The organism is Micromonospora sp. CNZ297 (assembly GCF_007827625.1).
Map to the genome: position 1 here is coordinate 110,586 of NZ_VISU01000012.1, position 9,624 is coordinate 120,209.

The 9,624-nt window shown below is 71.1% G+C and carries 6 protein-coding genes; all 6 read left to right on the plus strand.

Translation table 11 applies throughout. The features are described 5' to 3' along the window. The first annotated feature begins 146 nt into the window (after positions 1-146). The 6 genes from FB454_RS21305 (at position 147) to FB454_RS21330 (ending at position 9,512) form a co-directional block, all read left to right on the plus strand. A complete protein-coding gene (locus FB454_RS21305) occupies positions 147-1,148 on the plus strand; it encodes a LacI family DNA-binding transcriptional regulator (protein WP_013286147.1) in 1,002 nt (333 codons plus the stop codon). A gap of 343 nt (positions 1,149-1,491) precedes the next feature. Continuing rightward, a complete protein-coding gene (locus FB454_RS21310) occupies positions 1,492-2,868 on the plus strand; it encodes an extracellular solute-binding protein (protein WP_145823330.1) in 1,377 nt (458 codons plus the stop codon). A gap of 60 nt (positions 2,869-2,928) precedes the next feature. Further along, positions 2,929-3,888 (plus strand): carbohydrate ABC transporter permease, encoded by a 960-nt coding sequence (locus FB454_RS21315; protein WP_047894053.1) that lies wholly within the window; start codon positions 2,929-2,931, stop codon positions 3,886-3,888. A gap of 3 nt (positions 3,889-3,891) precedes the next feature. Further along, complete coding sequence (locus FB454_RS21320) at positions 3,892-4,779, plus strand: carbohydrate ABC transporter permease (protein WP_145823331.1); 888 nt, start codon at positions 3,892-3,894, stop codon at positions 4,777-4,779. Positions 4,780-4,856: 77 nt separating this feature from the next. Next, positions 4,857-6,482 carry a glycoside hydrolase family 13 protein gene (locus FB454_RS21325; protein WP_145823332.1) on the plus strand — a complete coding sequence of 542 codons (1,626 nt, stop codon included), beginning with the start codon at positions 4,857-4,859 and terminating at the stop codon, positions 6,480-6,482. A 147-nt stretch (positions 6,483-6,629) separates the two neighbouring features. Then, positions 6,630-9,512 (plus strand): discoidin domain-containing protein, encoded by a 2,883-nt coding sequence (locus FB454_RS21330; protein WP_145823333.1) that lies wholly within the window; start codon positions 6,630-6,632, stop codon positions 9,510-9,512. The last annotated feature ends 112 nt before the right edge of the window (positions 9,513-9,624 follow it).

The window sequence follows — 9,624 nt, forward strand, 5'->3', positions numbered from 1 at the left end:
CAAGGTTCCTCATGTTATTCCGGTGCTCTGTTGCCTTTCAAGCATCAATCTGCTCGCATCTTTCGGACCGCTTGCCTCCGCACACGGCAAGAACCGACCACTTCGGCTGTTCATTTCTTGCAAGAATCCGACGTACGATTGCCGCCGTGACGAAGCGCCTGACCGAGGTGGCCCGCAAGGCGGGCGTCAGCGAGGCGACCGTGAGCCGGGTGCTCAACGGCCGCGGCGGCGTGTCCGAGGCGACCCGGACCGCCGTGCTGACCGCCCTCGACGTGCTCGGATACGAGCGCCCGACGAAACTGCGCGGCGAGCGCGCCCGCCTGGTCGGCCTGGTCCTGCCGGAGTTGCAGAACCCGATCTTCCCGGCCCTGGCCGAGGTGGTCACCGGCTCCCTCGCGCAGCGCGGCTTCACCCCGGCGCTGTGCGCCCGCACCATCGGCGGCGTGCCGGAGTCCGGATACGTGGAGATGCTGCTGGACCACCAGGTCAGCGGCGTCATCTTCGCCGGTGGCTCGTACGCCCTCGCCGACGCCTCGCACGAGCACTACCGGCGCCTGACCGACCGCGGCCTGCCCGTGGTGCTCGTCAACGCCGGCGTCGAGGAGCTGGGCTTCCCGCGGGTGTCCACGGACGACGCGGTCGCCGTCGAGCAGGCGTACGGGCACCTGCGCTCCCTCGGCCACGAGCGGATCGGCATGGTGCTCGGCCCGGCCGACCACGTGCCCTCGCGCCGCAAGCTCGACGCCATGGTCCGGGCCGCCGGCTGGGGCGAGGACCGGTCCCTGGTGGAGCGGTCCAGCTTCTCCATGGAGGGGGCGCGGGTCGCGGCCACGAAGCTGATCGAGCGCGGCGCGACAGGGATCGTCTGCGCCAGCGACGTGCTGGCGCTGGGCACCATCCGGGCCGCCCGCCGCCTGGGCTGCGCGGTGCCGGCCGACGTCTCGGTGGTCGGCTTCGACGACTCGGCGTTCATGACCTGCACCGATCCGCCGCTGACCACTGTGCGGCAGCCGATCGAGACGATGGGCCAGGCCGCCGTGGACCTGTTGGTGACCCAGATCGAGGGCGCCGGCGTGCTGCACGACGAGCTGCTGTTCGAGCCCGAGCTGGTGGTACGCGGCTCCACCGCCCCCGCCCCTCGCCGCTGACCCCCGGCGGCTTCCGCCGCCTCGCCCTGCCGCGCCGCGCCGCGCCGCGTCCGTCGATCTTGGAGTAATGGCGCCCGGAATGCGGCCTACTTCCGTTATCTGAGGTGCCACAACTCCAAGATCGACGGGCGACTGACGCCGCAGTCGAGTTCTTGCATTCTTGCGTTCGCATCTTGCTGGGTTCGGTTCGCGTCGCTACAGTGACTCCACTCACACCTGACCCGGGGCGCGGTTTCCGGAGGCAGGGCGCGCGCGGTTGCCGTTCCACCACCTGAGGGCAGCCGCGCGGTCACCGCACATCAGTGAAGGCCATGGATACACCCGTTCCCGAAGGGATGGACAGATGTCCGTACCGCAGTATCGGAAGGTCGCGGCCGTGGCGCTCGCGGCCGGCCTCGGGCTCAGCCTTGCGGCGTGCTCCACCAAGAGCGACGACAGCAGCGACGCCGGCGGCAAGGTCACCATCACCGTCGACTGCCAGCCGGTCGGCGCGCAGAAGGAACTGCTGAAGAACTGGAACGACGACGTCGCCGAGTTCCAGCGGCAGAACCCGGACATCGTCGTCAAGAGCGTCAGCGTCGGCGAGCAGTGCAACAACCCGCCGGACTTCACCGCCCGCCTCGCCGGCGGCACCGTCACCGACGTGTTCTACGGCTACATGACCGACCTCCAGCAGGTGCTGGACTCCGGTCAGGCGATGGACATCGGCCAGTACGCCACCAAGGACACCATCCCCACCTGGGACAGCGTCGACCCGGCGCTGAAGGAGGTCTTCACCGACGGCGGCAAGCTCTACGCCGTACCGGTGAAGAACTACTCGATGGGCCTGATCTACAACAAGGCGCTGTTCCAGCGGGCCGGGCTCGACGTGAACAACCCGCCGAAGACCTGGCCCGAGGTGCGGGCCGCGGCCAAGAAGATCTCCGCGCTCGGCGACGGCATCGCCGGGTACGCCGAGTACAGCGCCGGCAACACCGGCGGCTGGCACTTCACCTCGCTGCTCTACTCCCAGGGCGGCCAGGTGCTCAGCGCCGACGGCAAGAAGGCCGACTTCAACAACGCGATGGGCAGGCAGGTCCTGCAGAACCTCAAGGACATGCGGTACGGCGACAACAGCATGGGCAGCCGGCAGCTGCTCCAGTGGGGTGACCTGCTCACCAACGCCGGCGCCGGCAAGGTCGGCATGTTCATCGGCGCGCCGGACGCGACCCAGGCGATCGTGAGCCAGTTCCAGGGCAAGTACCAGGACTGGGCGATGGGTCCGCTGCCCGGCCAGGACGGGCCGGCCAAGGCCACGCTCGGCGGCGGCGAGGGTTACTTCTTCAAGAAGGGCCTGAGCCCGGAGCAGGTCAAGGCCGGTCTGAAGTGGCTCGCCTACCAGAAGCTGACCCCTGGCAAGGGCCAGTTCGACTACGTGCGCGCCAAGCCGCAGAACTACCCGGTCGGCCTGCCCCAGCCGCTGCTGTTCACGAACGGCAGCGACGCGCAGAAGCAGGAACTGGAGCTGCGCAAGGCCAACGCGAACGTGGACACCACCAACTTCGCGGTCTTCGAGGCCAACCCGGTGCCGATCAAGGGGGAGCCGCGCAACGCCCAGGCCGTCTACGCGGTGCTCGACGCCGCGATGTCCGGGGTGCTGACCAACCCGAACGCGAACATCGACGCGCTGCTCAAGACCGCCGAGGACAAGGTCAACCAGCTTCTGGCCGCGCAGAGCTGACCCGACCGGAGGTGGGGCCGGCGCACCGGCCCCACCTCCCCGAGCACCGCAGGAGTCGCCTTGGCGCTCACCACCGCCCCCGGTGCCACCCGCCGTCCCGGCCCCGCCGCGCCGAAGCCGTCGCGTACCGCCGGACGCCGCGCCGGACTCGGCCGCAAGGTCCGGGACAACCTCACCGGGCACGCGTTCCTCATCGGCGCTGTCGTCTGCTTCGCCGTCTTCTCCTGGTACCCGATGGTCCGCGGCGTCGTGATGAGCTTCCAGCGCACCCGCCGCGGTGAGACCACCTGGGTGGGCTGGGACAACTACAGCCGGATCATCGCCGATCCGAGCTTCTGGACCGCCTGGAAGAACACGTTCGTCTTCACCGGCCTGGCGCTCGTCCTCGGCTACCTGGTGCCGTTCTTCGTGGCGATCCTGCTCAACGAGCTGCGCCACGCGAAGGGCTACCTGCGGGTGCTCGTCTACCTGCCGGTGATGCTGCCGCCGGCGTCCGCGCTGTTCCTGTTCAAGTTCTACGCGTACGACCCGAGCGAGGCGGGGCTGTTCAACGCGATCCTCACCGCGCTGGGACTGCCCACGTCGGAGTGGATGCAGTCGCCCACGATGACGATGCCGGCCATGGTGATCGCGTCGACCTGGATGAACATGGGCGGCGCCGTGCTGATCTACCTGGCCGCGCTGCAGAACATCCCCGGCGAGCTGTACGAGGCCGCCGAGATCGACGGTGCCGGGGTGTGGCGGCGAATCCTGCACGTGACGGTCCCGCAGACCCGGCTGATCCTCGCGCTGCTGGCGATGCTCCAGATCGTCGCCACCATGCAGCTGTTCATCGAGCCGCTGATCCTCGCCAACGGCGCCGGTACGCAGGACTCGGCGACCTCCGTGGCGTACCTGATCTACCAGCACGGGTTCTTCCAGAACGACCTCAACGGCGCCGCCGCGCTCGGCGTGATCATGCTGGTGGTGCTGGCCGGGTTCTCCGCCGTCTACCTGCGACTGACCGCGAGACAGGACTAGGACATGGCCGCCGACCTCACCACCCGTACCCTCGTCTCCCACGCCCAGCTGCGGCGCGGTCGCAGCCGCGTCCTCTACTGGCTCGTGCTCTCCGTGGTCGTGGCCGGGTTCACGCTGGTGTTCCTCGGCCCGCTGTACTGGATGGTCACCGGCGCGCTGAAGTCCGGCCAGGAGATCGCCCAGACGCCGCCGTCGCTGTTCCCGCGCGACCCGCAGCCGGGCAACTACGTCGACGCCTGGAACAACCTGGATCTCGCGAAGCTGCTGTTCAACACGTTCTACTACGCCACCGGCGCGGTGGTGTTCCAGCTCGTCTTCGACACCGCGGCGGCGTACGCGTTGTCGAAGCTGCGCCCGGTGCTGGGCAAGCTGATCCTCGGCATGATGCTGGTGACGCTGATGATCCCGGCGATGGTGCTGATCGTCCCGCAGTACGTCACGGTGATCGACCTGCCGATCGTGCACGTCAACCTGCTCGACTCGCCGTTCGCGATCTGGCTGCCGCTGGTGGCGAACGCGTTCAACATCTTCCTGCTGAAACGGTTCTTCGACTCGATCCCGGAGGACCTGATGGCAGCCGCCGTGATGGACGGCGCCACCCCGCTGCGCACGCTCTGGTCGATCGTCCTGCCGATGTCCCGCCCGATCCTCGGCGTCGTGGCGATCTTCGCGGTGACGGCGGTCTGGAAGGACTTCCTCTGGCCGAAGCTGGTCATGCCGTCGCCGGAGACGCGGACCGTCAGCGTCGGCATCTACGCCTTCGCCGGCGGCACCCCGATGAACGTGGTCATCGCCGCGTCGGTGATCGCCGCGATCCCCACAGTCGTGCTGTTCCTGATCTTCCAGCGCAACATCATGTCCGGCCTGACCACAGGCGGCCTCAAGGGCTGACCCCGCGCCACCGCCCGCACCCGGGCCGCGAGCCCGCCGCAGCAGAACCGACCCGCAGAAAGCAGGTGCCCGTGTCCATGGCCGACAACAGCCCGTGGTGGCGCTCCGCGGTGATCTACCAGGTCTATCCGCGCAGCTTCGCCGACGGCGACGGCGACGGGATCGGCGACGTCGCCGGCATCCGGTCCCGCCTGGATCACCTCGCCGCGCTCGGCGTCGACGCCATCTGGTTCAGCCCCTGGTACCCGTCGCCGATGGCCGACGCCGGCTACGACGTGTCCGACTACCGCGACATCGACCCGGTCTTCGGCACCCTCGCCGAGGTGGAGGCACTGATCGCGGAGGCGCACGCGCTCGGCATCCGCAGCATCGTCGACGTGGTGCCCAACCACTGCTCCGACGCGCACCCCTGGTTCCGGGCCGCGCTCGCCGGCGGGCCGGGCGCGCCCGAGCGGGACCTGTTCTGGTTCCGCGCCGGCCGGGGACCGGGTGGCGACCTGCCGCCCACCGACTGGACCGGCGAGTTCGGCGGCCCCACCTGGACCCGCACCACCGACCCGGACGGCACCCCCGGCGACTGGTACCTGCACCTGTTCGCCCCGCAGCAACCCGACCTCAACTGGGACCACCCCCGGGTCCGCGCCGAGTTCGAGGACATCCTGCGCTTCTGGTTCGACAGAGGCGTGGACGGCATCCGCATCGACTCGGCCGGGCTGCTCGTCAAGGACGGCACGCTGCCCGAGGTGCACCCGGACCGGCCGCACCCGTTCCGCGACCAGGACGGCGTGCACGACGTGTACCGCGCCTGGCGGCGCATCGCCGACTCGTACCCGGGCGGGCGGGCCCTGGTCGGCGAGGTGTGGCTGCCCGACCGGCAGCGGTTCGCGAACTACCTGCGCCCGGACGAGCTGCACACCGCGTTCAACTTCGACTTCCTCGGCTGCGCCTGGGACGCCACGTCACTGCGGGAGAGCATCGACGGCACGCTCGCCGCGCACGCCCCGGTCGGCGCGCCGGCCACCTGGGTGCTGTCCAACCACGACGTCACCCGTCACGTCACCCGGTACGGCCGCGCCGACACCCGGTTCAGCTTCGCCGCCAAGCGCGAGGGCATCCCCACCGACCTGGAACTGGGCACCCGCCGCGCCCGCGCCGCCGCGCTGCTGTCCCTCGCACTACCTGGCGCCGCCTACGTCTACCAGGGCGAGGAGCTGGGGCTCTGGGAGGTCGAGGACATCCCGTACGAGTTGCGGCAGGACCCGATGTGGGAGCGGTCCGGGCGGGTCGATCCCGGCCGCGACGGCTGCCGGGTGCCGCTGCCCTGGCAGGGCGACACCCCGCCGTTCGGGTTCAGCCCCGACGGCGCGACTGCCGCGCCGTGGCTGCCGCAACCGGCCGACTGGAAGGACCGCACGGTCCGCGCCCAGACCGGCGATCCGCACTCGATGCTGGAGCTGTACCGGGCCGCGCTGACGCTGCGCCGCGCCGAACCCGCGCTCGGCGACGGCACGCTCACCTGGCTGCCCGCACCGGACGGCGTGCTCGCGTTCGCCCGCGAACCCGGCTTCACCTGCCTGGTCAACCTCGGCGACGCAGCGGTGCCGCTGCCCGCGCACGACCGGCTGCTGCTGGCCAGCGGCCCACTCGACGACGACCGGCTGCCACCGGACACCGCGGTCTGGCTGCGTACCCGATCGGCCTGACCGCGGCGCCGGCGGTCCCGTCCCGCCGCCGGCGCCGCGACACCGGCGGCCCGTCCCGGCCGCCACCACGCGACACCTGGGGAGGAGGAAGGAGAGGCAACGCCGAACGGGGGGATCTGGCCACCGACGAAAGGGAGCACACCCCGCATGGCCGAGCACCGCACCGCGCACCGCACCGCGCACCGCCACCGCAGCACCGGCGTGGCCGCCCTCGCCGCCGCCGCGCTCGCCGCCTCGACACTCGTCGTCGTGGCGCTCACCACGACCGCCACCCCGGCGCGTGCCGCCGGACTGTCCCCGTTCGACATCACCGGACGCGGCGCCACGGTGCCGTTCCGGGAGCAGGAGGCCGAGCAGGCCGCCCACACCGGCACGAAGATCGGCCCCGACCGGCGCTACGGCACGCTGCCGTCCGAGGCGTCCGGCCGGGAGGCGGTCACGCTCGACGCCGTCGGCGAGTACGTCGAGTTCACGCTCACCGCCCCGGCCAACGCGGTCACGTTCCGGTACAGCCTGCCGGACAACGCCGCCGGCACCGGCCGCGACGCCACCATCGACCTGCGCGCCAACGGCGCGCTGGTCAAGGCGGTGCCGGTCACCTCCCGGTACGGCTGGTACTACGGCGGCTACCCGTTCAACAACAACCCGGGCGACACCAACCCGCACCACTTCTACGACGAGACCCGGACCATGTTCGGCACCACGTACCCGGCCGGCACGAAGATCCGCCTCCAGGTCTCCTCGACCGCCCAGTCACCCACGTTCACCATCGACCTGGCCGACTTCGAGCTGGTCGGCGCACAGATCACCAAGCCGTCCGGCGTACTGGACGTGGTGACCGACTTCGGCGCCGACCCGACCGGCGCCACCGACTCGACGGCGAAGTTCCAGGCCGCCGTGGACGCCGGCAAGGCGCAGGGCCGGGCGGTGTGGATCCCGGCCGGCACGTTCACGCTCTGGGACCACGTGGTGGTCGACGGCGTGACGCTGCGTGGTGCCGGCCCCTGGTACTCGGTGCTCGGCGGCCGGCACCCCACCGACCGCAAACGCGCCGCCGGCATCTACGGCAAGTACGTGCCGGGCGGCGGCTACTCCGGCGAGATCCGCCCGCACGAGGCCGGCGGGCCCAGCCGCAACGTCACGCTGCGGGACTTCGCCATCATCGGCGACATCCGGGAACGGGTCGACGAGGACCAGGTCAACGCCATCGGCGGCGCGATGACGAACTCCGTGGTGGACAACCTGTGGTTGCAGCACACCAAGGTCGGCGCCTGGATGGACGGGCCGATGGACAACTTCACCATCCGCAACAGCCGGATCCTCGACCAGACCGCCGACGGGGTGAACTTCCACTGGGGCGTCACCAACTCCACAGTCACCAACACGTTCGTCCGCAACACCGGTGACGACGCGCTGGCCATGTGGGCGCAGAGCGTGCCGAACGTCGGCAACTCCTTCACCCGCAACACCATCGGCGTGACGATCCTGGCCAACCACCTGGTCACGTACGGCGGGCGGGACATCACCATCGCCGACAACGTCACAGCCGACTCGGTCACCAACGGCGGCGGCATCCACGTGGCGAACCGCTATCCGGGCGTCACCGGGCCGACCGCCGTGTCCGGCACCATCACGGTGGCCCGCAACACGCTGATCCGCAACGGCAACTCCGACTACAACTGGCAGTTCGGTGTGGGCGCGATCTGGTTCTCCGCGCTCAACGAGCCGATCCAGGGCGCCGCGATCAACGTCACCGACACCGACATCCTGGACAGCTCGTACGCGGCACTGCACTGGATCGAGGGCCAGACCAGCGGCATCTCGTTCGACAACGTCCGCATCGACGGCGCGGGCACGTACGCGCTCCAGGTGCAGGCGCCCAGCCAGGTCCGGTTCACCAACGTGCGGGCCACCGGCATCGCCCAGTCCAACCCGATCCACAACTGCGTCGGCAGCGGCTTCCAGATCACCCAGGGCACCGGCAACTCCGGCTGGTACACGCCCACCCCGTACTGCGGGCCGTGGCCGCAGCCGCAGTGGGGCAACGGCCCGTCCAGCCCGCCGCCCACCAGCCCGGCGCCGACCACGGCAGCGCCGACGACAGCAGCGCCGACCACCGCGCCGCCGACCACGCCGCCGCCGGCCGGCGGGAACCTGGCGCTGGGCCGGCCGACGACCGCCACCAGCACCACCCAGACGTACGCCGCCGGCAACGCCGTCGACGGCAACCCGGCCAGCTACTGGGAGAGCGCCAACAACGCGTTCCCGCAGTCGCTCACCGTCGACCTCGGCGCGTCCCGCACCGTCGACCGGGTGGTGCTGAAGCTCCCGCCCGGCTGGGAACGGCGTACCCAGACGCTGTCGGTGCTGGGCTCCACCGACGGCTCCTCGTACACCACGCTCGCCGCGTCGGCGGGCCGCGTGTTCGACCCGGCCGCCGCCAACAGCGTGCCGATCGCGCTGCCGTCCGGCGACCGCCGGTTCGTCCGGGTCACAGTCACCGGCAACACCGGCTGGCCGGCGGGTCAGCTCGCCGAACTGGAGGTGTACGGCGGCGGCACCACCACACCGCCGCCTGCCACGACGCCGCCGCCCACCACCGCGCCGCCGGCCGGGAACCTGGCGGCGGGCCGGCCGGTGGCGGAGACCAGCCACGCCGACGTGTACGGCGCCGCCAACATCGTCGACGGCAACGCGAACACCTACTGGGAGAGCGCCGGCAACGCCTTCCCTCAGTCGGTGACAGTCGACCTGGGCAGCGCCCGGCCGGTCGCCCGGGTGGTGCTGAAGCTGCCCCCGTCGGCCGCCTGGCAGACCCGTACCCAGACCGTCTCCGTGCTCGGCTCCACCGACGGCTCGTCGTTCTCGACGCTCAAGGCGGCGGCCGGCTACACGTTCGACCCGGCGGGCGGCAACAGCGTGTCGATCGCGCTGCCCGCCGGTGACCGCCGCTTCGTGCGGCTGACCTTCACCGGCAACACCGGCTGGCCGGCCGGCCAGCTGTCCGAGTTCGAGGTGTACGCCTCCTGACCCGGCGCGGCGGGGGCCCGCCCCGCCCCCCCCCCCCCCCCCCCCCCCCCCCCCCCCCCCCCCCCACCCCCCCCCCCCCCCCACCAACCCCCCACCACAACCCCCAACCACC

Bases quoted from the DNA above. Each gene is read 5' to 3' on its own strand.
- FB454_RS21310 (WP_145823330.1), top strand. From the start codon at position 1,492: ATGTCCGTACCGCAGTATCGGAAGGTCGCGGCCGTGGCGCTCGCGGCC.
- FB454_RS21320 (WP_145823331.1), top strand. From the start codon at position 3,892: ATGGCCGCCGACCTCACCACCCGTACCCTCGTCTCCCACGCCCAGCTG.
- FB454_RS21325 (WP_145823332.1), top strand. From the start codon at position 4,857: ATGGCCGACAACAGCCCGTGGTGGCGCTCCGCGGTGATCTACCAGGTC.
- FB454_RS21330 (WP_145823333.1), top strand. From the start codon at position 6,630: ATGGCCGAGCACCGCACCGCGCACCGCACCGCGCACCGCCACCGCAGC.